This window comes from Nocardia terrae (assembly GCF_009760405.1).
In the GTDB taxonomy this organism is placed as follows: domain Bacteria; phylum Actinomycetota; class Actinomycetes; order Mycobacteriales; family Mycobacteriaceae; genus Nocardia; species Nocardia terrae.
In genome coordinates this window covers 1295225-1318239 of the sequence record NZ_WRPP01000001.1, presented here as the reverse complement: position 1 = coordinate 1318239, position 23015 = coordinate 1295225, and the positions used below count along the sequence as shown (strand labels likewise).

The 23015-nt window shown below is 68.8% G+C and carries 20 protein-coding genes; 7 read left to right on the top strand and 13 right to left on the bottom strand.

Going from position 1 to position 23015, the window contains the following annotated elements; genetic code table 11:
- Nucleotides 1-17 precede the first annotated feature (17 nt).
- The 3 genes from GPX89_RS06080 to dapB are packed head-to-tail and all read right to left on the bottom strand — an operon-like array spanning nt 18 to nt 1961.
- Entirely contained in the window at nt 18-665 is a 648-nt protein-coding gene (locus GPX89_RS06080; RefSeq protein ID WP_157355549.1) for an SRPBCC family protein, read from the bottom strand.
- Between the two features lie 55 nt (nt 666-720).
- Nucleotides 721-1209, bottom strand: a complete 489-nt coding sequence (locus GPX89_RS06075; RefSeq protein WP_328601551.1) for a hypothetical protein — start codon at nt 1207-1209, stop codon at nt 721-723.
- A complete protein-coding gene (gene dapB, locus GPX89_RS06070) occupies nt 1206-1961 on the bottom strand; it encodes a 4-hydroxy-tetrahydrodipicolinate reductase (RefSeq protein WP_407939330.1) in 756 nt (251 codons plus the stop codon). Before dapB ends, GPX89_RS06075 begins: the two co-directional genes overlap by 4 nt.
- Nucleotides 1962-2167: 206 nt before the next feature.
- Here dapB and GPX89_RS06065 point away from each other — a divergent pair, with 206 nt between their 5' ends.
- From GPX89_RS06065 to GPX89_RS06055, 3 genes are all read left to right on the top strand, one after another.
- Nucleotides 2168-4192, top strand: a complete 2025-nt coding sequence (locus GPX89_RS06065) for a WD40 repeat domain-containing serine/threonine protein kinase (protein WP_157355547.1) — start codon at nt 2168-2170, stop codon at nt 4190-4192.
- Between the two features lie 88 nt (nt 4193-4280).
- Nucleotides 4281-5681: a glycoside hydrolase family 27 protein gene (locus GPX89_RS06060; RefSeq protein ID WP_157355545.1), complete on the top strand. Its 1401-nt coding sequence runs from the start codon at nt 4281-4283 to the stop codon at nt 5679-5681.
- 100 nt (nt 5682-5781) lie between these two features.
- Nucleotides 5782-6618, top strand: a complete 837-nt coding sequence (locus tag GPX89_RS06055) for an SDR family oxidoreductase (RefSeq protein WP_157355543.1) — start codon at nt 5782-5784, stop codon at nt 6616-6618.
- Between the two features lie 12 nt (nt 6619-6630).
- Here the strand turns inward: GPX89_RS06055 and GPX89_RS06050 are convergent, their stop codons facing one another.
- A complete protein-coding gene (locus tag GPX89_RS06050; RefSeq protein WP_157355541.1) occupies nt 6631-7746 on the bottom strand; it encodes an alcohol dehydrogenase catalytic domain-containing protein in 1116 nt (371 codons plus the stop codon).
- 106 nt (nt 7747-7852) lie between these two features.
- On the opposite strand from GPX89_RS06050, the gene GPX89_RS06045 reads away from it, so the two are divergent.
- A complete protein-coding gene (locus GPX89_RS06045; RefSeq protein WP_157355539.1) occupies nt 7853-8506 on the top strand; it encodes a class I SAM-dependent methyltransferase in 654 nt (217 codons plus the stop codon).
- Here the strand turns inward: GPX89_RS06045 and GPX89_RS06040 are convergent, their stop codons facing one another.
- Entirely contained in the window at nt 8507-9292 is a 786-nt protein-coding gene (locus GPX89_RS06040) for a hypothetical protein (protein ID WP_157355538.1), read from the bottom strand. It abuts the gene before it with no gap.
- A gap of 136 nt (nt 9293-9428) precedes the next feature.
- Here GPX89_RS06040 and GPX89_RS06035 point away from each other — a divergent pair, with 136 nt between their 5' ends.
- Nucleotides 9429-10205 carry a VOC family protein gene (locus tag GPX89_RS06035; RefSeq protein ID WP_198347270.1) on the top strand — a complete coding sequence of 259 codons (777 nt, stop codon included), beginning with the start codon at nt 9429-9431 and terminating at the stop codon, nt 10203-10205.
- 113 nt (nt 10206-10318) lie between these two features.
- Here the strand turns inward: GPX89_RS06035 and GPX89_RS06030 are convergent, their stop codons facing one another.
- Nucleotides 10319-11728, bottom strand: a complete 1410-nt coding sequence (locus GPX89_RS06030; protein ID WP_328601550.1) for a pentapeptide repeat-containing protein — start codon at nt 11726-11728, stop codon at nt 10319-10321.
- Between the two features lie 195 nt (nt 11729-11923).
- Complete coding sequence (locus GPX89_RS06025) at nt 11924-13132, bottom strand: MFS transporter (protein WP_157355534.1); 1209 nt, start codon at nt 13130-13132, stop codon at nt 11924-11926.
- A gap of 92 nt (nt 13133-13224) precedes the next feature.
- Between GPX89_RS06025 and GPX89_RS06020 the strand changes: the two genes are divergently transcribed.
- Nucleotides 13225-13671: an ArsR/SmtB family transcription factor gene (locus GPX89_RS06020; protein WP_157355532.1), complete on the top strand. Its 447-nt coding sequence runs from the start codon at nt 13225-13227 to the stop codon at nt 13669-13671.
- Nucleotides 13672-13673: 2 nt separating this feature from the next.
- On the opposite strand, the gene GPX89_RS06015 is transcribed toward GPX89_RS06020, so the two are convergent.
- From GPX89_RS06015 to GPX89_RS06005, 3 genes are all read right to left on the bottom strand, one after another.
- The gene (locus tag GPX89_RS06015; RefSeq protein ID WP_328601549.1) at nt 13674-14354 is read right to left on the bottom strand and encodes a pyridoxamine 5'-phosphate oxidase family protein; all 681 of its coding nucleotides are present in this window, start codon (nt 14352-14354) and stop codon (nt 13674-13676) included.
- 78 nt (nt 14355-14432) lie between these two features.
- Entirely contained in the window at nt 14433-16124 is a 1692-nt protein-coding gene (locus GPX89_RS45320) for a serine/threonine-protein kinase (protein WP_198347269.1), read from the bottom strand.
- Nucleotides 16125-16239: 115 nt separating this feature from the next.
- Nucleotides 16240-16806, bottom strand: a complete 567-nt coding sequence (locus GPX89_RS06005) for a TetR/AcrR family transcriptional regulator (RefSeq protein ID WP_328601548.1) — start codon at nt 16804-16806, stop codon at nt 16240-16242.
- A gap of 193 nt (nt 16807-16999) precedes the next feature.
- Between GPX89_RS06005 and GPX89_RS06000 the strand changes: the two genes are divergently transcribed.
- A complete protein-coding gene (locus tag GPX89_RS06000; RefSeq protein WP_198347268.1) occupies nt 17000-18415 on the top strand; it encodes a DHA2 family efflux MFS transporter permease subunit in 1416 nt (471 codons plus the stop codon).
- 49 nt (nt 18416-18464) lie between these two features.
- Here GPX89_RS06000 and GPX89_RS05995 read toward each other — a convergent pair whose 3' ends face one another.
- From GPX89_RS05995 to rpsO, 3 genes are all read right to left on the bottom strand, one after another.
- Complete coding sequence (locus GPX89_RS05995) at nt 18465-19805, bottom strand: M16 family metallopeptidase (protein WP_157387086.1); 1341 nt, start codon at nt 19803-19805, stop codon at nt 18465-18467.
- An 85-nt stretch (nt 19806-19890) separates the two neighbouring features.
- The gene (locus GPX89_RS05990; RefSeq protein WP_157355528.1) at nt 19891-22152 is read right to left on the bottom strand and encodes a polyribonucleotide nucleotidyltransferase; all 2262 of its coding nucleotides are present in this window, start codon (nt 22150-22152) and stop codon (nt 19891-19893) included.
- A 441-nt stretch (nt 22153-22593) separates the two neighbouring features.
- Nucleotides 22594-22863, bottom strand: coding sequence for a 30S ribosomal protein S15 (gene rpsO / locus GPX89_RS05985; RefSeq protein WP_328601547.1), 270 nt, complete (start codon nt 22861-22863; stop codon nt 22594-22596).
- Between the last annotated feature and the right edge of the window lie 152 nt (nt 22864-23015).

The following is a 23015-nucleotide window of genomic DNA, read 5'->3' as shown; positions in this document are numbered from 1 at the left end:
TGCGGGGCGAAATCGCCTCAGAGCGTGCCGTTCTCGATGTCGGTCTTGACCGCGTCCTGCGAGGCGCGGTGCGCGGCCACGCCGTTGTCGGCGCTGAAGTCGATCAGGGCTTGATCGGCGATGAAGGTCAGGTGCTCGTTGACGGTGGTGGTGCCGTCGCCGTTGTCGGTGAAGGTGATCACCTGGTGCGTGGTGACATTCGGGACGTCCCAGCTGTCGGCGGTGTAGTAGTGCTCGTCCGGGTGCAGGCGCTGCTCGGCCTGGGTGTGGCCGGGGAAGGTGATCGGGCCCATCGGAATGTCTTCCAGCGCGGTGAAATCCGTGGTGTGGACGCCGTCCTCGTCGCAGGTGCGGTGGACGATGACGTCCTTGAGGAACGAGTGGCGGCCGATGCCGTTGCGGACATCGGTGTATACCGACCAGACGTGGTCGAGCGGGGCGCCGATGGTGACCGGCAGATCCACCTCGGTGACCGCGCGCCCGTCGGACGGATTCTGCTGCTCGGCCTCGTAGACCGACCAGCTGGCCTGCCATTCCAGCTTGTACCCGTTGTCGGACTCGACGCAGGACGGACCGGAATCCGCGCGCGCCACAGCCGATCCCGCCGCGGGTGACCCCATCGTCGCGCAGGCGACAGCCAGCGCATAACCCACCATGAACTTCACCCGGCGGACTTTACTCCGGCTAAGAGTTACCGGCCGGTTTGCGGGAAAGTTCCGGCTATCGTTTGCCCGCGCGCTCCCCGCGCTCCAATTCCACTGCGCGCTTCATCATTTCGCGCGCGCGGGAGCGGTCACCGGCGTAGTCATAGGCGCGGGCGGCGCGGTAGTTGGTGCGCCAGTTCTCCGGATCGGCCTCGAACTCCAGCTTGACCTGCTCGAAAAGCTCGTCCGCGGCGGCCTTCTCGATGCGGCCCGACGCGCGGCGCGGCAGCTGCGAGACATCCAGCTCACCGCCCTCGTCGTGCATGCGCTTCGCCAGATGCTGATGCGCGAAGGCGGCGCGGACACTGGTCGCGACCACCCACACGCCCAGCAGCGGCAGGATGAACACGCCGACGCCCAGCACCACGGCCGCGACCTTGCCCGAGGCGATCAGGCTGACCGCGATGCGGCCCAGCAGCACGAAGTAGAAGCCGAGGATCAGCACCAGGGCGGCGATGAAACCGACCCGCTTGTAGACCTCGCGAGTGTTGTCGTCGACGCTCACAGGTCGAGCAGCGGGTCGATGCCCACGGTCAGGCCGGGACGCAGCGGGGTCTTGCGGACACCGAGCAGCACGCCCGGCACGAACGAGGTGCGGTCCAGGGAGTCGTGGCGGATGGTCAGCGTCTCGCCCTGGGTGCCGAACAGCACCTCCTGGTGGGCGACCAGGCCCGCCAGGCGGATCGAGTGCACGCGCACGCCGTCCACGTCCGCGCCGCGCGCGCCCTCCAGCTCCTGGCTGGTGGCGTCGGGGCTGCGGCCCACACCGGCCTTCTCCCGCGCGGCGGCGATGAGGCTCGCGGTGCGGAAGGCGGTGCCCGACGGGGCGTCGGCCTTGTTCGGGTGATGCAGCTCGATGACCTCGACCGAGTCGAAGAAGCGCGCCGCCTGCTCGGCGAACCGCATGGACAGCACCGCGCCGATGGCGAAGTTCGGGGCGATCAGCACGCCGACCTCGGGCTTGGCGGCCAGCCAGCCCTTCACCTGGTCGAGGCGCTCGGCGTCGAAGCCGGTGGTGCCGACGACGGCGTGAATCCCGTTCTCCACCAGCCACTTCAGGTTCGGCATCACCACGTCGGGGTGGGTGAAGTCGACGACCACCTCGGTCCCGGCGGCGGTGAACGCCTCCAGCGAGTCGTCCTTGTCGACCTGCGCCACCAGCTCCAGATCCGCGGCCGCCTCGACACCCGCGCAGATCGCCTGCCCGACCTTGCCGCGCGCCCCGAGCACACCCACCCGGATCCGGTTCGTGGTCACCTGGTCTCCTTCACTAGCCCTATCTGGAATGGGTCGAGCCTATCGGGTCGGCGAAACGCCGAATCCGACGGCTGTCGGGGAGTGCGGGAGGGTTCCGGCGATCGGCTAGCACGCTGACCGGGGCTGGGATACATTTCCGTTGTCCCGCACCGGTTCCCGAGGTGCGGGTTGATCCAGGGGGAAGGCCACAGGTTCCGGTGCTGCACGTGGGGGAGGTTCTGGCCGGATACACCATCGAACGGGTGCTCGGTTCCGGCGGCATGGGCGGGGTGTATCTGGCCCGGCATCCGCGCATGAATCGCTTTGTCGCGCTGAAGGTTCTCAACGACGCCTTCGCCGCCGACGCCAAGGCGCGCATCCGGTTCGATCGCGAGGCGGCGCTGGCCATCGAGCTCGATCACCCCAATATCATTCCCGTCTACGACCGCAGCGGGCCCGAGGATCCGGCATTGTGGCTGGCCATGCGGCATATCGACGGGGGCGACGCGGCCTCGCTGCTGACCGGTGCGGGCGCGGGACTGCCGGTGGAGCAGACGCTGCGGCTGATCACCGACGCGGCGCACGCGCTGGACTACGCGCACAGCAGGGGCGTGCTGCATCGCGACGTCAAGCCGGCGAACCTGCTCATCGAGCACGATCTGCGGGTCGGGGAACGGGCGCTGCTCACCGATTTCGGGATCGCCCGCACGCTCGATGACACCGCGACGCACTCGGGGGTGCTCGCCTCGCTCGCGTATACCGCTCCCGAGCGATTCACCGACCGGCCGCCGACCGATCATCGGGCCGATATCTATTCGCTGGGCTGCACGCTGTATCAGTTGCTGACCGGGGAGCCGCCGTTTCCGCGCACCGGGCAGGCGGCGGTGATCGCGGCGCATCTCAATGATCCGGTGCCGTCGGCCAGCGGGCGGCGACGTGATCTACCGACCGGTCTCGATGAAGTGATCGCCGTCGCCATGGCCAAGAATCCGGACGGACGCTATCGGACGTGCGGCGATCTGGCCGCGGCGGCGCGGGAGGCGGTCGCCGCGCGGACGGCCGCGCGGGCGCGGCGACGGGTCACGTCGGTGCCGACCGCCACGCCGGAGAAGGCCCCGGCGGGAGCGACGACCTCGCCGATACGACCGACCGCTTCCGCACCGAAGCCGGTGGTCCCGAAGCCCGGCCACGGTGACCGGCTGATGAGTCGCCGCCGCCTGCTGATCGGCGGCGCGGTGGCAGTCCCGGTCACGGCCGCCGCGGTCACCGGGGTCATCGCCCTGGTCGGCTCCGGCGATCGGCCGGCCGGCCGCGGATCGGCGGCGACCTCCGACGATGTGCTCACCGGCCACACCGACCAGATCCGGGCGCTCGCGTTCAGCCCCGACGGCACGTCCCTCGCGTCGGGAAGCCTGGACCGCACGGTGCGGCTGTGGGACGTTCGCTCCCGCCGACCCGACGGAGAACCACTCGACACCGGGCACGCCGTTCAGTCGCTGAGCTTCAGCCCCGACGGGCTCCTCCTCGCCACCGCGGGCGGAGCCAGGGGCGACTGGGCAACCCAGCTCTGGGACATCCATACCCGCCAACTCGACGGACGACTACTGGACCCGGGCACGGCCACCAGCATCGACGCCACCGCCTTCAGCCCGGACGGCACGCTGCTGGCCGTCGCCCGCAATGCCCCCGGCGGACTCGGTGCGCAACTATGGAACGTTCGCACCCAACAGCTCGACGGCCCGCAACTCGACACCGGAATCGCGGTCTCCGCCATGGCATTCAGCCCCGACGGCGCCCTCGTCGCCACCGGAGTCGGCTCCGGAACCGGCAGCACCGTCAAACTCTGGAACGTCAACTCGCGCCGATACCTCCCCACCGACCTCACCGGGCACGTCGACAAGGTGGTCTCCATCGCCTTCAGCCCCGACGGCACCCTGCTGGCCACCGGCAGCCTCGACACCACCGTCCGCCTCTGGGACGTCCGCACCCACCTCCCCGCGGGCGTCCTGATCGGTCACGTGGGCACCGTCTTCTCCGTCGGCTTCACCCCCGACGGCACCCGCGTAGCCTCCGGCGGCATGGACAAAACCGTCCGCCTCTGGGACGTCAACTCCCACACCAGAATCGGCCAGCCCCTCCAGGGCCACACCGACCAAATCTCCGCCGTGCGCTTCAGTCCCGACGGCACCCTCCTCGCCAGCGCCTCCTACGACCGCACCGTTCGTCTCTGGAATGTGAGCGCCACCCACTGATTCACCCCGCGCTTCGACGGCGGCGGGAGCCGGGTTCAATGAGCCGATCGATATCCGGGCTCAGTGGGATCCGAAGGAGGCGCTCGACGTGCGATTGCGGGTTCTGTCGTCCGTGCTGGTCGTGGCGCTCGCGGTGGTTGTCGGCGGTGCGGGCTGTGCGGGACGCGACACGCAGCCGGATCCGGGCCTCGCGTCGGTCGCCGCGCCGATGGGTTGGAACTCCTGGAATTCCGGAATCGCGTTGACGGAGAACACCATCCATGAAGTCATCGACGCGATGGTCAGCTCCGGAATGCGGGATGCGGGCTACCGCTACGTCGACCTGGATGCGGGATGGGCCGCGCCCGTGCGCGACGGCAACGGAAACCTGCAAACGGACCCGCAACGCTTTCCCCACGGCATCGCCGCACTCGCCGACTACGCACACCGGCAGGGCCTGTTTCTCGGCCTGTATTCCAGCCCCTTCAACGCCATCTGCGGACAGTCCCCCGCCACCGCCTCCCTCGGCCACGAGACCGCCGACGCCCGCACCTTTGCGAATTGGGGCGTGGACCTCCTCAAATACGATTGGTGCCGCACCGACGCGACCCTCGAATCACAGGTGCGGATCTTCACCGCCATGCGAGACGCCCTGCGCCACAGCGGCCGCCGAATCCTCTACAGCATCAACCCCAACAGCTCCGCCGACACCCACGCCGCCGCCGACTACGACTGGTCCACCGTCTCCGACATGACCCGCAACGCAGGCGACCTGATCCCCCTGTGGCACAACGACATCCTCGATACGCGAACCGGATCCTCCTCCACCGGAATGATTCTCGGTGTCACCGACCAGCTCGACGCCGCCGAACCGCTCGCCGCCCGATCCCGGCCGGGCTACTGGAACGATCCCGACATGCTGGTGGCCGGGCTGCAACTCACCGATTTCATCGGCGCTCACCTGGCCGGATATTCCGCCGACGCGCTGAGCGGCACTCTCGATGCGAGGCAGGTCCTCGAGCTCGAGTCGTCCTTCGACATCTCCCCCGCGGTCATCGCCGAGCTGCGTGACCCGGGCCGCAATCTCACCCTCGACGAGCAGCGTTCGCATTTCGCCCTGTGGGCCATGCTCGCCGCGCCGCTCATCGCCGGGAACGACGTGCGCGCCATGTCGGAGGAGACCCGCGCACTGCTGACCAATACCGAGGTCATCGCCGTGGACCAGGACCCGGCCGTGGTGCAGGCCACCCGACTGCACGGTGATCGCCGGATTCTGCGTAAACCGCTGGCCGACGGCTCGCTCGCGCTCGCCTTGTTCAATTTCGGCAACACCCCGACCTCCATCGAAACCACAGCCGCCGCAGCCGGACTGCAACAGCACTCCTGCTATACGGTCCGCGACCTGTGGACCCACACCACCCGCACGACGGACGGCCCCCTCACCGCGCCCGGCATCCCCGCCCACGCCGTGGTCATGCTGAAGATCACCCCCACCTGCCAGCCGACCTGACCCGATCCAGCCACAGCCTCAACAGGTTCGGAGTTGCAGGCTGTCGAGGATGCGTTCATATTGCCAGGGAACTGCCAGCGGGCCGGGGAAGGGTGGGGTCATGGCTTCGAGAACGTGGTTCGTTACCGGGACGTCTACCGGGTTTGGGCGGGAGTTGACCGAACAGCTGTTGCGGCGTGGGGATCGGGTGTGTGCGACCGTGCGGACGCGGGCGGTGATGGATGACCTCGTCGCGGAGTATGGGGCGGCGTTGATGGTGTGGGAGCTCGATGTCACCGATACGCCCGGGGTGCGGCGGGTTGTGGGAGATGCGTTCGCCAGGGCGGGGCGCGTTGACGTGGTGGTGAGTAATGCGGGGTATGCGTTGTTCGGGGCAGCCGAGGAGGTAAGCGATGCGCAGATCAGGGCGCAGATCGATACCAATCTGGTGGGGTCGATTCAGGTTGCGCGGGCGGTGATTCCGCATCTGCGGGGGCAGGGCGGGGGGCGGTTGATGCAGATCTCGAGTATGGGTGGGCAGATCGCGTATCCGAATCTGAGCCTGTACCACGCCACCAAGTGGGGGATCGAAGGGTTCTTCGAGGCGGTGACGGCGGAGGTGGCGCCGTTCGGGATCCAGGTGACGCTGGTCGAACCGGGGAGTGCGCGCACGGATTTCGCGGTGCGCAGTGCGATTTCGGGGCAGCCGCTGGAGATCTATGAGCAGACGCCGGTGGGGGCGATGCGGCGGGCCGCGGCCGCCGGGGAGTTTCCGATCCCCGGTGATCCGGGGAAGATGGCGGCCGCGATCATCGAGACCGCCGATGCGCCGATCGCGCCGCATCGGCTCACGCTCGGCAGTGATGCCTACAGTGAGATCGGAACCGCGCTGCGCGACCGGCTCGAGCAGCTGGAAGCCCAGAAGGATCTCGCGCTGTCGACGGATGTGAGCGACTGAGAAGCGAAGCGGTCAGTCGAAGAGGATTACCTGGCGGAGGGCGTGGCCTGCGGCCAGTTCGTCCATGGCCTCGTTGATGTCTTCGAGGCGGATGCGGGAGGAGACGAGGCGTTCGACGGGGAGTTTGCCCTCGCGCCACATGCGGACGAATTCGGGGATGTCCCGGGAGGGGACGGCGGAGCCCAGGTAGCTGCCGATGATGGCTCGGCCCTGGGCGACCAGGGCCAAGGGGGAGATGGAGGCGCGGGCGTCGGGGGCGGGGAGGCCGACGGTGACGGTGGTGCCGCCGGGGGCGGTTGCGGCTACGGCGGTTTCGAAGGCTCGGATATTGCCTGCGGCCTCGATGACGCATTCGGCCTGGATGTTCTCGGTGGCGATTTCCTGCGGGGTATAGGCGGCGGTCGCACCCAGTTCGGTGGCGATCTTCAGCTTTTCGGGGACGGTGTCGACGGCGATGACCTCGCGGTCGGTGCCTGCGCGCAGGGCGGCGGCGACCAGTACGGCGGCCATGCCGACGCCGCCGAGGCCGACGACCATGATGCGGTCCGTGGGGCCGGGCTTCGCCGAATTCAGCAGGGCCCCACCGCCGGTCAGGACGGCGCAGCCGAGGACGGCCGCCACCTCCGGCGGCACGTCGTCGTCGACCGGCACCACCGAGCGGCGGTCCACCACCGCGTGCGTGGCGAAGGCCGAAACACCCAGGTGGTGGTGGACTTCCGCGCCGTCGCGCAGCAATCGCCGTCCGCCGGAAAGCAATTCGCCCGCATTGTTGGCGAGGCTGCCGGGTTCGCAGGGTGTGCGTCCGTCGGTGGCGCAGCCCGCGCACGCCCCGCAACGCGGCAGGAAGGTCATGATCACGCGCTGCCCGACCTGGATATCGGTCTCGCCCGCCCCGACCGCTTCGACGCGCCCGGACGCCTCGTGCCCGAGCAGCATGGGCACCGGCCGCACCCGATTGCCGTCGACCACCGACAGATCCGAATGGCACAGCCCGGCCGCCTCGATCCGCACCAGTAGCTCGCCGGGAGCGGGTTCACCCAGCTCCAGCTCGGAAATAGTGATCGGCTTCGACTCCGCGAACGGCGTCTCCGCTCCGATGCGCTCCAGCACGGCCCCACGAATCCTCATGGGCCAGACGGTACTCCCACTCGCACCCGAGGCGGCGGCGAACCTTCCCAGACAGCTAGATATCTGCTTCGATGGGTTACGGACAGGCCGCCCGATCGGAGCACCCATGAGCACCTCACTGACCACCGGCAATCGCGCCTTCAACCACGTGGTGACACAGTTCTTCGGAAACGTCGCCCGCGCCTACGACACCGCCGCCCTGCAACAGGTCGTCTACCGTCCCCCGCAGGATCAGGTGCTCTCCGAACTGCGCCGGGCGAAATCCCGCCGCATCGCCGATATCGGTTGCGGCACCGGCATTCTCACCTCCCGCATCCAGCGCGAACTGCGCCCGGAGGCGGTGTACGGCGTGGACGCCTCCACCGGCATGCTGGCCCAGGCCCGCGCCCGCTCCACGGAGGTGCAGTGGCGGCAGGCCGCCGCCGAGCACCTGCCCTTCACCGACGGCGAGCTGGACGCGGTGGTCTCCACCAGCGCCTTCCACTTCTTCGATCATCCGGTCGCGCTGCGCGAATTCCATCGGGTGCTCGTGCCCGGCGGCCTGGTGGCGATCGCGACCATGCATCCCTCCGGCCCGACCTCGCGCCCGATTCAGCGGCTCACCCGCAGCCCGCTGTTCCCCGCGCACGCGCCGTCGCCGCGCGAGACCCGGAAGCTGCTGGAGGAGGCCGGTTTCGAGGTCGTCGACCAGCGCAAGATCACCCGCCCGCTCCCCTCCTGGCTGATCCCGGACGTCATCACCGTCGGCCGCAGCCGCTGATCACTTCCCCGGATTGTCGCTGCCGCGGAAGCAGACGGTGAGCTGGAGTTTGCTCCAGACCACCCACACGGCTCCGCGGCCGTCGCGCGGACAGGCCGCACCCGAGGTGTCGTGCTCGAGCACCGCGGTGGCCTGCACGATGTGCTCGCCGGGCGTGCCGCAGGCGACCTTCGACGGCACATCCATGTTCGTGGTGTCGTAGCAGACGCCCGTGCGCCAGTCGAAGGTCATACACAGGTGATAGCGGACCTTGCCGGTCCGATCGTGCGGGGCCGACTCCAGCGTGTAGAGCGGATCGCTGCACGGATCCGGCCCGATCTGCAGCACACGGTAATTCGCGTCCACCGAATTGCAGTCCGAGGGCTCCGGGGAGCCGGGCCGCCAGGTCGGCGCGCCGGAGGCGTCCTTGGCCGCCTCGATCGGCACCTCGACGCAGTCGCCCACCTTCAGCGCCGCCATGGGATCGGCCCGCGGTTTCGCGGCGGTCGTGGTGGGCTGGCCCGCCTGCACCAGCTGCGGCGGCGCCGCGACGGGCTGCCCCGCGACGGTGTCATGGTGCAGGAACGGCAGATTCGAGGCCACCGCGGCATAGACCAGCACCCAGCCGGTGACGGCCAGAGCCGAGATCACTCCCCGCCGGCGCGCCCCGACCCGCGGTGTACGGCCACTGAAATCCGCCATCGCACGGTTCTGCTGAGCGATCGCCCGCACACCGGCCACGGCCGCCACGGACAGCAGGATCACCGCCACCCCGACCACAACCCACACGCCGTGCGTCCCCTTCACAACCCCGACCTCGACCTGCAAGCTATCGCACCCGACGACAACCGGGCAATCCGAGCCGCTGCCCGCCCGCGCGGTGGAATGCTGGACACCGCCGGGGCATTCCGGCGAGAAATCCCTAACCGCAAAGGAATTTCCAGTGCTCACAACCGAATTCGTCACGGGCGCGCCCAGTTGGATCGACCTCGGCAGCCCCGAGCCGGGCGCGGCCGCCGCCTTCTACGCGGCCGTGTTCGGCTGGACCTACCAGTCCGCCGGACCCGACACCGGCGGCTACGGCATGTTCCAGCTCGACGGCAAGACCGTCGCGGGCCTCGGACCCCTCACCGAGGCGGGGGCGAACTCGGCCTGGACGGTGTACTTCCAGACCCCCGACGCCGACGCCACCGCCAAGGCCGCCGAGCAGGCCGGGGCCACCATTCGCACCGAGCCCTTCGATGTGATGGGCGCGGGCCGCATGGCCAACCTGACCGGACCGCTGGGCGCGCAGTTCGCGCTCTGGCAGCCGGGCGAATTCGCGGGCTTCGAGGCCGCGGGCACCCCCGGCGCGCTGGTATGGGTGGAACTGCACGTCTCGGACCCGGCGGCGGCCGCCGCGTTCTACCGGACCGTATTCGACTGGCGCACCGCCGACTCCGGCATGCCGGAAATGCCGTACACCATCCTGTCCACCGGCGAAGGCGATCAGCAGGCCGCGGAATTCGGCGGCATCGCACCGCTGCAGGAGGGCGAGACCGCGCACTGGCTGCCCTATTTCGCAGTCGAGGACGTCGACGACCGGGTGGCGGCGGCCATCGCTGCCTCCGGGACCGCCGTCGTGCCGGCGATGGACATCCCGACCGTCGGCCGTTTCGCCATTCTCGCCGACCCGTTCGGCGCGACCTTCGCGCTGCTGAAGCCGATCCCGCCCGCGTAGGCCGGTTCGTCATCCCGGCCCGGGTCACCCTCGTCGTTCCGGCGCGCTTCCCGACCGGGATCCACTCCCGCCAGAGGTGGATTCCGGCCGGATGCGCCCCCGAAGTGGGGAAGTCAGGCGACCGGGTCCTTGGCCGGTTCCGCCAGCGCAGGCGGCCACGGTGTCGGGGTGATGTTGGCGGGCTTGGTGTTCGGGCTGGCATTCCAGTCGAAGTGGACGCCGACCCACGCCTTGGGCGCTTCGAAGCTGATGGCGCGGGCGTCGAAGGAGGCCCGCCGGAAGGAGATGTCGCCGAAGAAGTCTCCCCCGGCGAAATTCACCGACCGCCCGGAGAAGACGGCATCGGCGAAGGACACCTTGCCGTGGTATTCGGTGCGGGCGAAGGAGACCTCCTGGGTGCGGCCGGTGCGCCAGCGCACCTGTGCGCCCAGTTGCGCGCAGTCGAAGGAGGCGGAATCGGTGTAGAACCGGGAGTCCGCGAAGGTGACTCGCGCGCCGCGGAATTCGGCCCCGGTGAAGGTCGCGCGCTCACCGTCGAAGACCGCCCGTTCGAAGGAGGTCAGTTCGGCGGCGAAGACGGCATTGGCGAAGCTGACCCGTTCGCCCGCGAAGGTGGTGCGGGTGAACGCGGTCCGCGCGCCCCGGAACTGCGCCCCCTCGAAGGTCACACCGCTGGCGAAGGTGGCCTCGGTGAAGGTGACCCCCGTGGCATCGTGGTCGGCCCGCCCGACCTCGGTGTGTGCGAAGACCGCCCGATCGAAACTGGCGGTGCTGCGGAAGATGGCCCCGCGGAAGGTCACTCGCTTGCCGAGGAAGCTCGACTTCTCGAAGCTGACCGTGCGGCCGCTGAGGAACATGGCGTTGGTGAAGCGGGTATTGCGCCCCGCGAAGACGGTGTACCGGAAGTCGGCGTCCTCGAACACCGCGTCGGAGAAGTCGAAATCGCAGGCGCACCACCGGGTTTCCGCCGAGGGCCGCAGGTGCTCGGCGATCACCCGGACGATGGTGTCGCGCACCTGCCGGTCGTTCTGCCGGTAGGTGTAGACCCGCTCCACGGCGGTCCCGTGATCCTCGATGCGCTGCGACTTCGAGACCAGATGGCTCGCGCCCTCCTCCGGCTGATACGGCAGCCGCAGATATCCGCACAGCACGTCCACGCACTGCTGCCGCCGCCAGCGGGCCGAGAACTCGTCGGCCACTCCGGCCATGGCGTAGACCCCGGCGATGCGCACCGCCACATCGGGATCGCCGAGCTGCCGGGCGGCGGCCCCGAAGACCTCGGCGAAGCGCCCGCGCTCGGTATCGCGCTGCCGCCGGTATGCCACCACCAGGGCGACCGCGCCGCCGACGCCAGCCGCCACCGCCAGTGAAATCCGGGTCAGGTCCAGCTGATTCGGCGTCTCGGCCTTGGCTCCGAGGTAGTGCCACAGCCCCCACCAGGTCAGGCCCGCGATGGCGAGCCCGCCCGCCACGGCCGCGAGCACCGACACCATGAGACCCGACCGATGTACCGTCCGGCTCACCACCCCACCGAACCTCCACCGCCGCATAGCCGAAGGATAGCGATACCGGCCCGGTCACGCATCGGATGCGGGTATTCGACCCGGACTTCGCGCGCTCGAATGCCCGCGTCCGGCAATCCGTTTCGCCCCGAATGCCGCGTCCGGCCGGTGACACACGGTCACTGGGCGGACGAGTATCAGGCTATTCGGGATGAATCAGGCAGCTTCGGCATTGCGGCGCAGTCCGATTCCCGCCGCGCCCAGGCAGGCCAGCGCCACCACGACCACGAACCACGGGAAGACCGCGCTCAGCCCCCAGGTGGTGGCAGCCCAGCCCGCGACCACCGTCGGGATCGCCATGGCCGAGTAGGCCAGCAGGTAGTAGGCCGACATGGTCTCGCCCCGCTTGTGTTGCGGCACAACATTGGACAGGTGCCGCAGCGACCCGCCGAAGCCCAGCCCGAACGTACCGCCCAGCGCGAATCCGGCCAGCAGCACCAGCACCCAGTTGTGGGTGTTCAGCGCCGGGATGGTGACCACCAGGGCGATCGCCATGCCGATGTCACCGGCGATGGCCGCGCGCCGCGCCGGGATCCCGCCCGCCACCGCCTGCGCCAGCGCGCCCGCGGTCGCCGTCGAGGCCACCACCGCGCCGCCGAAGACCAGATTGTGGATACCGGTCTTCGCCGAGGCCAGCGATGGATACAGCGACAGCAGCACCCCCAGCACCGACCAGGCCGCCATCACGCCCAGCGCCGAGAACCAGAAGTCACTGCGGATCTCCTGCGGCACAGCCGGTTTCGCAATGGTGATGCGCTGCTTCTTGCGCTCCCCGTGCGGCTCGCGCAGCACCAGCACACCCGCCGCGATCAGCGCGCACACCACGGTGATCACCACGTACGGCGTGCGCAGCGGATGCGGCGCGTACTGCGCCAGCACCGCCGACCCCAGAATCGCCACGGCCATACCGACATTGAAGGCGACGCCGGACAGCTGCCCCGACCGCGCGCCCTGCTGCGGCCGCAGATCCAGCAGCGCCGCCGCCCCCGCCACCACGGTCGCGCCGACCGCCGCACCGTGCAGCGCCCGCGCCAGCAGCAGCATGGCCACATTGTCGGCCAGCAGGAACACCACCAGCCCGACGATCATGGTCGCGAACGCGCCGAGCAGCACGGGCTTCCGCCCCACCACATCGGAGATGCGCCCGGACACCAGCACCGCCCCCAGTGCCGCCACGGCGTAGGCGGCGAAGACGAAAGTCGTTGTGAGCGGCGAGAAATGCCAGCTCTGCTGATAGATCCCGTACAGCGGCGCCGGCGCCCCGGACACACCCAGCGCCACGCCGCTGGCCGCGAGGATGAGCGTGTACGCCCAGGTCTGGCTGCCCTGTTCGGCTCGAGTCGCAACTGCCGTTGCCGATGCCATCGAACCCTCCATCAGGTAAGTTTGATTTGTATCGAACCCGACTCTACGGCAGGTTCGATGATTATCAAACTAGATGCGGAGTGAGGTGGATCATGCCCGACACCGACGCGAAGCCCGCGGTGGCCCCGCTGCCCGCGGTGCTCGGCGCACTACAGGACCCGGTTCGCCTCGAGGTGGTCCGGCGGCTCGCCAACGCGGGCACCCCGATGCGCTGCGGCCTGACCTACGAGGGCATCAGCAAGTCCACGGCCGCCCACCATTTCAAGATCCTGCGCGAGGCCGGCGTCACCGAGAAGGTGACCATCGACGGCAACACCCACCTGCGCCTGCGCACCGAAGAGCTGAACGCCGCGCTCCCGGGCCTCTTCGACGCGATCCTGACCGCCGCGAACGACGCCGCCAACAGCGCCACCCCGACGGACGATGAAACCCATATGCCACAGCGGTTCGTCAGCAATGACCAGTTCGCGGCAACATCACGCTCCACACCACACGTCACCCCGGAAGAGTTCCGACACGATCAGGACGCTGCGCACTAGTCCTATGGCGCTGCGGTCTCGACCCCCAGTCGCGCCCGCAGCACCTCGTTCTCGCGGCGCAACTGCTCGATCTCGGCGCTCAGCCGCTGCTGTTCCGCGGCGGCCGTGCGGCGCTCGAGCGCGATGGCCTCGTCGAGGCGTTCCTTGGTGAAGCGGGGACGAATGTACTTCACGCAGTTCCAGTTGTAAGCCTCGACCGTGATGATGATCGCGCGCTCGGTGATCTTCTTGATCGCGCCGTTGTAGGCGACGGCGACACGATCGACCAGCTCGGGGTCGTCGACGCGTTCGACCATGCGGGCACGGCCGTAGACCTTGAGGCGTTCACGCAGCGGATAGTCGATGAAGAACAAGGCCACGCGGTCGTTCTCGGTGAGATTGCCGACGGTGACGTACTGGCCGTTGCCGGTCAGGTCGGCGAAGGCGAGGGTGTGGTCGTCGAGGACCTGCACGAAACCCTTTGGGCCGCCGCGATGCTGGATGTAGGGCCAGCCGTCCGGGGTGGCGGTGCCGAGGAAGAACGAGTCGGCGGCGCGCACGAAACCCCGCTCGCGCAGCTCCAACGGCTGCGGCTCGTCGCGCCCGTTCTCGAGTTGCGCACCGTAGTCCCGGTAGCTGCCGACGAGCTTCTGACGCTCCCGCGCCGCCTCCGAGAAGGCGATCCGCGCATACCGATTCGACACAGCGCTCCCTTCCTCATCCCCTGCGACCGAACTTAACAGTACGGACGTACTGGATGCAGCACTGTGCGGCGATGATCACTACTGGGTCAGCGGCAACGACTTCCACCAGTCGACGATGCCGCCCGGAGCATTGGGGGTGCCGCGGGTGTAAAGCAGGAACTTCTCACGGTTGGGGTCATCGAAGAACGAGGTGGCGAAGGCCGTCGAGGGGATGTCGGCGTAGGCGTCGAAGCGATGGTTGGTGTACTGCTTCTTGCCGCAGTACTCCTTGAAGATCAGATCCTCGAAGGTGGTTCCGGCGGGGTGGATTCGACTGACCGCGGACCTGGCCATCGCACCGGAACCGTAGGCGAACACGATGTATTCGCGGACCTCGTGATCGGCCGAGTACTGGCAGTCCCAGGCGGCCGCCCAGCCCTCGAAGGCCCACGGCGGCTGAAAGTCCTTGGTGTCGTGATCCACCACCCGGCAGCTCGCGGCCGCGTACCCCGAGCCCAGTTCGGGCCGGACCGGCACCAATCCCGGGAAAGCCGCACTGATCTCGGCGATCTCGGGTGCGGGAGCCTTCGGCTTGGCGGTATTGGCCGACGGGGTGAGCAAGAAGATCCCCAGCCCCAGCGCGGCCGCCAGACACGCGCCCAGCAACACCACCGTGCGTAGCCCCACGAGCCATTTCCGTACCGGCGTCGAAGAATTCGACCTGGCGAGCATCGCGGCCTGATGCCGGTCGGTCGGCGGGCCGAACAGGGCCGGTATATCGGTCAGCCGCCCCGAGCGCAGCGCCACCGACGACTGCGCAGCTCGGCGCTGGGGGTGCGGCCCCGACTGGGACGGCCGCGCCGCCGCCGTCCCCCGCCGAGGAGCCGCGACCGGATTCGCCTTCCGCACAGCCTTTTCCGAGGTCTGGTCCCGGATCGAGATGGTCGCCGACCCGACCGGATCCCCGACCGTCAGCGCATGCCGGGCCGCCGCCGCGAATTCCAGGCACGACGGATATCGCTGCTCGGGATCCTTGGCCAGCGCCCGCGCCAGCACCGCGTCCAGCGCGGCGGGCAGCTCCGGCCGGATACCGGCCGCCCGTGGCGGTTTGTCGTACAGGTGGGCCTTGACGATGGCCCCGAGATCGGACGCCGGGAACAGCGGCACCCCGGTCAACAGCCGAAACAGCGTGCAGGCCAGCGAATATTGATCCGAGCGCGGCCCGACCGGCTGATTCTGCAGCTGTTCGGGCGCGGCGTAGGCCAGTGTCGCCATCACCGAGCCGGACCCGGTGAGCCGCCCGGTGTCCTCCTGTAAGCGCGCGATGCCGAAGTCGGTGAGCAGCACCCCCGCCTGCTGTTCGCGGGTCTCCCGGGCCAGCATGATGTTGGCGGGCTTGACATCTCGATGCAGCACCCCGACCCGATGCGCGTAGTCGAGAGCGTCCGCGGTGGCGGTGACGATCTCCACCGCCTGCTCGGGCGACATCTCCCCCATCGCCTCGGCCTCGACGCCGTCGACGTACTGCATGGCGATCCACAGCCGCCCGTCCTCGACACCGCGGTCGTAGACGGTCACCACGCCCGGATGATTCAGCCGCGCAGCCAGATCGGCCTCGCGCTCGAACCGCGCGTGAGTCTCACTGTCCCCGTGATACTCCGAGTTCAGCACCTTCAACGCGATCCAGCGCGGCAGCCGCGGGTGCCGAGCCAAGTACACGGACCCCATCCCGCCGCGCCCCAGCTCACGCTCGATGACATACCCGGCGAAGTTCTCACCTGGTCTGAGCACAATCCCCTCCCGTCCGGCGAGGAGATCATAGCCACAAACCGGCATACCCCACAGGGTGTACGCGGCTACTGTCGGGTAGCCGTCTCAGTCGGCGAGACGGGAAAACCGTTCCGTCTCACAGCAATCGGTCGACCAGCCCGTCGATGTAATCCGGAGTGAGCGGAACCAAGCCGAACAACACGCGGATGTACATCGGGGCCAGGATGTGGTCCAGCACGTCCAGCGCGTCGGGTGGGTCCTCGCCACGGTCGCGGGCGCGATCGAGCATGGACTGCAGTTGCCGCATCCGTTCGGCGAGGAGATCGTCACCGGCCCCCAGCCCCTGCGGACCGTTGCCCGACAGCGCGACGGCCAGGCGCACCACCGCCAATCCGTCGGGTCCGGTGATCTCGCGGGCCACCTGGGCCGCGTAGGTGCGCAGGTCACCGGCCAGGGTCCCGGTGTCGGGCATCGGCGAGCGCGCGTTGAGGCGGGCGAGTGCCACATCGGCGAGCAGCGATTCCAGGCTGCCCCACCGGCGGTAGATGCTGCTGTCGGCCACCCCCGCCCGGGCCGCGACCTCGCCGACGGTGAAGTTGCCGTAGCCGCGCTCACCGATCAGGTCGGTGACGGCCTGATGGACTACCGCGCCGACGCGGGCGCTGCGCCCGCCGGGCCGCCGGGCTCGCTGTTGCTCGTTCACGTCGGCCACCTTAACGCAGTCAGGGCTTGCGATTACGAGCGGCGTCCCCTACTCTCACTTAACGCAGCCACGGACTGCTTTAGTCGTCGGAGGGTTTCACCACCTGCGCGGACCGTGGCAGGCGCGAACAAAGATTGAGAGGAATCCCCTGACTACATCGCATGCGGCCGTAGGCAGTCGATCGAACCGGGCCGTGCTGCTCACGGTGACCTGCCTCGGCCAATTCATGGTTCTGCTCGACAACACGATCGTCGGAGCCGCGCTGCCGGACATGCAGCACCGGCTGCACACCGAGCTGACCGGTCTGCAATGGATCGTGGACGCGTACGTCCTGCTGGTGGCCATGCTGCTGCTGTCCGGCGGCATCCTCGCCGACCGGTTCGGACGCAAGCGGGTGTACCTGACCGGCGTGGTGGTCTTCACCGCCGCGTCACTGGTGTGCAGCCTCGCGCCCTCGCTCGGCTGGCTGATCGCGGGCCGGGTACTGCAGGGCATCGGGGCCGCGGCGCTGGCCCCCGCCTCACTGGCACTGCTCGCCGCCGCGTATCCCGTTCCGCAGGAACGCGTCAAGGCGATCGGACTGTGGGCCGGACTCAGCGGAATCGGTCTGGCGGCGGGCCCGGTGGCCGGCGGCGTGCTGACCGATGTCTTCGGCTGGCCCGCCATCTTCCTGGTGAATCTGCCCATCGGCGCGATCCTGCTGCTGGTCGGGCTGCGCAGCCTGGAGGAGACCCGCAATCCGAGCGCGCCCGCGATCGACGTCCCGGGGACGGTGCTGTCGATTCCGGGAGTGGGGACGCTGACCTACGGGCTGATCGAAGGCGGCGCGCGCGGTTGGACCTCGCCCGTGATCCTGGGCAGCTTCGCCGCCGCGGTAATCCTGCTCGCCGCCTTCGTCGCCGTCGAAGCGCGGCGGCCCGCACCGATGCTGCCGCTGCGACTGTTCGGTCAGCGGCTGTTCACCGTGTCCAACACCGCCATGATCGTGGTGGGTTTCGCGCTCATGGGCTCGTCGTTCTTCTTTTCGCAGTTCTTCGTCTACGTGCAGGGCAGCTCGATCCTGCGCGCCGGGCTGCAGACCCTGCCCACCTCGCTGGCCATGGTGGTCGTCAGCCCGTACGCGGGACGGCTCGCCGCCCGCTACGGGTTCCGGATCGTGGTCACCATCGGCTTGGCGTTGGCCGGTCTGGGACTGCTGGCGCTCGGCATGGTGCACGCCGACACCGGCTACGAGAACGTGTGGTGGCGGCTGGCAATCGCCGGAATCGGCTTCGCGCTGACCATGTCACCGCTGACGGGAGCCGCCATCCAGGCGGTCAGCCCGCAGGAGGGCGGTCTCGCCTCGGGCATCAGCAGCACCACCCGGCAGATCGGTGCGGTGCTCGGCGTGGCGGTGCTGGGAGCGATCGTCCGAGCCCGGCAATCGGGAGGCGCGTCGTTCGAGAACGGCCTCGACAGCGCCTTCGCCGCGGCCGGGGCGATCACCTTGGCGACCGCGGTGTTCACGGGCCTGTGGCTGACGAGGTCCACCTCCGTGGCGGACTCGGCCGCACACGGTACGGACGCGGCCACCATCGCGAACGAGGCATTCGCGAACAGCCACAACTAGAGAGATCACCGTTCGGCCCCCGACCATCACGGTCGGGGGCCGAACGGCGTCAGGGAACGAGACGACGGACCGCCGCCGGGAGGTCCCGGGTGCGCCGGTAGGGGCCCGCCACCGCCACGCCGAAGGGCCGCGCGAGCAGGCTCGCCGCGATCTTCGACACCTCGTCGGTGGTGACTTCGTCTATGCGAGCGAGGGTTTCGGAGACACTGCGGTGATTGCCGTAGCTCAGCTCCGAGCGGCCGATGCGGTTCATGCGGGAGCCGGAATCCTCGAGGCCGAGAACCAGACCACCGCGCAGCGAACCCTTCGCGCGGGCGCATTCCGCATCGGTGATGCCGTTGGCCGCCACCTCTTCGAGCACCCCGCGCGCCAAAGACGCGACGTGGCCCAGGTTTTCGGGCTGGCAGCCGATGTAGACCGAGAACGCGCCGGTGTCGGCGAAGGTGTCGACGCTCGAGTACACCGAGTACGCCAGACCGCGCTCCTCCCGGATGCGCTGGAACAGCCGCGAACTCAGCCCGCCGCCGAGCACGGTGTTGAGCACCGACAGCGGCCAGCGCTTCTCGCCCTCATGCCGGCCGAAAGCCCGGGTGCCGAACACCAGGTGCGCCTGCTCGCTGTCGCGCTGAATGCGCAGCAGTTCCGGATTGCCGCGCGGGCGGAACTTGCCCTCGCGCCGGGGCGCGGGCTCGCGGCCCGTCTCCAGCCGGTGCGCGAACGCCCGGTGCACCAGCTCGACCACGTGCTCGTGCTCGATATTGCCCGCGACCGCGACCACCATCCGGTCGGGCCGGTAGCGGCGCAGATGGAACGAGCGCAGCTGATGGGCCTGCATGTCCTCGATGGTCTCGACACTGCCGATCACCGGCCGCCCGATCGGATGGTCACCGAACAGCGCGGTCAGGAACGCGTCGCCGACCATGTCCTCGGGATCGTCGTCGCGCATGGAGATCTCCTCCAGCACCACTTGGCGTTCCACCGACACGTCGTCGGCCCGGCACAGGCCGTTGAGCACCACATCGGTGACCAGGTCCACCGCCAGCGGCAGATCCTCGTCGATGACGTGCGCGTAGTAGCAGGTCTGTTCCTTGGCGGTGAAGGCGTTGAGTTCACCGCCGACCGCGTCCATGGCCTGCGCGATGTCCAGCGCCGAGCGCGTGGGCGTGGCCTTGAACAGCAGGTGCTCGAGGAAGTGCGCGGCGCCGGCGACCGTCGGGCCCTCGTCGCGCGAGCCGACCCCGACCCACACGCCGATCGACGCCGACCGGACACCGGGCACATGCTCGGTGACCACGCGTAGCCCGCCGGGCAGCACGGTGCGCCGCACCCCGATATCGGTTGCGGGCGCTTGGTTCTGGGCCACCACGAGTGCAGAACCCCCCTGCTCCAGATTGCGGAGCAAGGGGGCGGTGTCTGTCGCGGTGCGCGCGGAACCCGCGCGCACCGCGGACTGCTTCTTCGTCACAGAGAAATAATTACTCTGCGGCGGCCTCGACCGCAGCCGAGGCTTCGGAGTTGTCCGAATCCTCGTCGATCGGCACCAGCGAGATCTTGCCGCGGTTGTCGATGTCGGCGATCTCGACGCGGATCTTGTCACCCACGTTGACCACATCCTCGACCTTGGCGACGCGCTTGCCGTTGCCCAGCTTCGAGATGTGGACCAGCCCGTCGCGGCCCGGGAGCAGCGACACGAACGCGCCGAAGGCGGTGGTCTTGACGACCGTGCCCAGGAAGCGCTCGCCGACCTTCGGCAGCTGCGGGTTCGCGATCGCGTTGATCGCGTCGATCGCGGCCTGCGCCGACGGGCCGTCGGTCGCACCGACGAACACGGTGCCGTCATCCTCGATGGAGATGTTGGCGCCGGTGTCCTCGGTGATCTGGTTGATCACCTTGCCCTTGGGTCCGATCACCTCGCCGATCTTGTCGACCGGGATCTTGATGGCGGTGACGCGAGGCGCGTAGGGGCTCATCTCGTCCGGGGTGTTGATGGCCTCGGCCATGACATCCAGGATCGTGTAGCGGGCGTCCTTGGCCTGGTTCAGCGCACCGGCCAGCACCTGCGACGGGATGCCGTCGAGCTTGGTGTCCAGCTGCAGCGCGGTGACGAACTCGCGGGTGCCGGCGACCTTGAAGTCCATGTCGCCGAAGGCATCCTCGGCGCCCAGGATGTCGGTGAGGGCCACATAGCGGACCTCGTCCTCACCCTTGTCGTTCTTCACGGTGTCCGACACCAGGCCCATGGCGATACCGGCGACCGGAGCCTTCAGCGGCACACCGGCGTTCAGCAGCGACAGGGTCGAGGCGCAGACCGAACCCATCGAGGTGGAACCGTTGGAGCCCAACGCCTCCGAGACCTGACGGATGGCGTAGGGGAACTCCTCCTGCGAGGGCAGCACCGGCATCAGCGCACGCTCGGCGAGCGCGCCGTGGCCGATCTCGCGACGCTTGGGCGAACCCACGCGGCCGGTCTCACCGGTGGAGAACGGCGGGAAGTTGTAGTGGTGCATGTAGCGCTTGGAGGTCTCCGGGCCGAGCGAGTCGACCTGCTGCGCCATCTTCACCATGTCCAGGGTGGTGACACCCAGGATCTGGGTCTCGCCGCGCTCGAACAGCGCCGAACCGTGGGCGCGGGGCACCACGGCGACCTCGGCGGACAGCGCGCGGATGTCGGCCAGGCCACGGCCGTCGATGCGGAAGCTGTCGGTCAGGATGCGCTGGCGCACCAGCTTCTTGGTGACCGAGCGGAAGGCAGCGCCCAGCTCCTTCTCGCGACCGGCGAAGGACTCGGCCAGCTCGGAGAGCACGGCCAGCTTGATCTCGTCGGTGCGCTCCTCGCGCTCCTGCTTGCCCGCGATGGACAGCGCCTCGTTCAGCTCGCGCTTGGCGGTGCCCTCGACGGCGTCGTAGGCGTCCTGCTGGTAGGGCAGGAAGATCGGGAACTCTTCGGTCGGCTTGGCGGCCAGGGCAGCCAGGTCGGCCTGCGCCTTGCACAGCCGCGCGATGAACGGCTTGGCGGCCTCGAGGCCCTCGGCCACAACGGTTTCCGTCGGAGCCGGAGCGCCGTCGGCGATCAGGGCGAGCACGTTGTCGGTGGCCTCGGCCTCGACCATCATGATCGCGACGTCACCCTCGACGACACGACCGGCGACGACCATGTCGAAGACCGCGCCCTCGAGCTGCTCGACGGTCGGGAACGCGACCCACTGGCCCTCGATCAGCGCGACGCGCACGCCGCCGACCGGACCGGAGAAGGGCAGGCCCGCGATCTGGGTGGACGCCGAGGCGGCGTTGATCGCGACCACGTCGTAGAGGTCCTTGGGATCCAGCGACATGACGGTCACCACGACCTGGATCTCGTTGCGCAGGCCGTCGACGAAGGACGGGCGCAGCGGCCGGTCGATCAGGCGGCAGGTCAGGATCGCGTCGGTGGAGGGGCGGCCCTCGCGGCGGAAGAACGAGCCGGGGATGCGGCCCGCGGCGTACATGCGCTCCTCGACGTCCACCGTCAGCGGGAAGAAGTCGAACTGGTCCTTGGGCTGCTTGGAGGCGGTGGTCGCCGACAGCAGCATGGTCTCGTCATCGAGGTAGGCGACCACGGAACCCGCGGCCTGCTTGGCCAGCCGGCCGGTCTCGAAACGGATGGTGCGAGTTCCGAACGCGCCGTTGTCGATCAGGGCGACGGACTCGAAAACGCCGGGCTCGACCTCGGCGGCGGAACTGGTCTGGGTGTCAGACATGTGTTTTATCTCAACCTCTCGTCTTTGCCGGGGTTCGCACATTCCTCTCGTGCGATCCGGCGCGGCCGTACCCGGCATGGGCGTGCACCGACCCTCGTGGTCAGCGGCACGCACACCCGGCCCTATCCCCCCTGGGATACGGCGACGCGGAGGCGGTCATCGATCGAAGCCCTCCGGGCGCGCAGGGTTCATCCTCTTGCTACGCCCCGAAAAGCCACTACCGAAGACCGACGCCACGCGGCGGGTGCATACGGCTCCTGTTGGCGTATACACGTCTCGACCTCCCCCTCGTGGGGAAATCGGACACATATACGAAAGGCCAACGAGGAGATTCTAAGCCTCCTCATTGGCCGGTTCGTCAACTACCTCCGCGTGCGAGGTGTGTCACCTCACATGCCGAGGGGTCTGCGACGTTGCTGGCAGAGAACGAAGTCTCCGAAATCAGCGACGCAGGCCCAGGCGCTCGATCAGCGAGCGGTAGCGGTTGATGTCCTTGGCCTGCAGGTACTTCGACAGGCGACGACGACGACCGATCAGCGCCAGCAGACCGTGGCGGGTGTGGTGGTCGTGCTTGTGCGTCTTCAGGTGCTCGGTGAGGTCCGCGATCCGCTTCGACAGCAGCGCGATCTGCGCCTCCGGGGAACCGGTGTCGGTCGGGTGGATCCGGTACTCGGCCAGAATGGCCTGCTTCTGCTCGGTGGTGAGAGCCACAGAATCTCCTTGTTTCAGTCCGCGCTCTGAATGACCCAACTCTCGGAACTCTCAGGGGCGAGCCCCTGAAACCCCATACGAGGGTTGGGCTGGGCGCCGCCGCGAACCGCAGCAAACCCGACGAGCCAGCCTACCGGAGTGGTCCGGCCAGC